The following is an 889-nucleotide window of genomic DNA, read 5'->3' as shown; positions in this document are numbered from 1 at the left end:
AGCCATCGCTGCCAACACGGTGGCGTTTACGCTCAAGGGCTTCTCGGCCGACATCGCGAACTTCGTGTCGTTGTCTGGCGACTTGGGCTTTGCCAAGACCGGCACGGACATCGTGGCCGTGGGCAGCAACGTCACGGCCGCGCTGAGCGCGGGCACGTCCGCGTCGCTGCGGCTGAGCAACGCCAGCTTTGGCCTGCGCTCGGGTGCGGCCGGTACCACGGCGTTCGAGCTGGCCAATGGCACGCTGACGGCTACTGTCGATGGCCTGGGCAACCTCAAGGCCACGTCGGTGGCCGTGCAGTACACCGGCGCCGCTGGTGCGGTGACCGCCGGCAGCAAGGTCAGCGTTGGCAGCCAGAGCTACACGTTCAGCCAAGCCATCGCCGCGAACACGGTGGCGTTCAGCCTCAAGGGCTTCAGCGCCGACATCGCAAACTTTGTGTCCCTGTCCGGCGACCTGGGCTTTGCCAAGACGGGCACGGATATCGTGGCCGTGGGCTCCAACGTGACGGCTGCGCTGAGCGCCGGTACGTCCGCGTCGCTGCGGCTGAGCAATGCCAGCTTCGGCCTGCGTTCTGGCGCGGCCGGCACCACGGCGTTTGAACTGGCCAATGGCACGCTGACGGCCAATGTCGACGGCCTGGGCAACCTCAAGGCCACGTCGGTGGCCGTGCAGTACACGGGCACCGCCGGTGCCGTGACGGCTGGCACCAAGGTGAGCGTCGGCAGTCAGAGCTACACGTTCAGCCAAGCCATCGCCGCGAATACGGTGGCGTTCACGCTCAAGGGCTTTAGCGCCGACATTGCGAACTTCGTGTCGCTGTCGGGCGACCTGGGTTTTGCCAAGACCGGCACGGACATCGTGGCCGTGGGCTCCAACGTGACGGCT

General features: G+C 66.6%; 1 protein-coding gene. It reads left to right on the top strand.

Annotation, left to right across the window (positions count from 1 at the left end):
* Positions 1-889, top strand: an 889-nt coding sequence (locus tag SM757_RS34945; protein ID WP_322468859.1) for a hypothetical protein, incomplete at both ends; no start/stop codon positions are given.

The sequence above is a fragment of the Azohydromonas lata genome (assembly GCF_034427735.1).
GTDB lineage: Bacteria > Pseudomonadota > Gammaproteobacteria > Burkholderiales > Burkholderiaceae_C > Azohydromonas > Azohydromonas lata.
The sequence above is the reverse complement of the archived record's forward strand: the minus strand, read 5'-3'. Positions and strand labels throughout refer to the sequence as shown.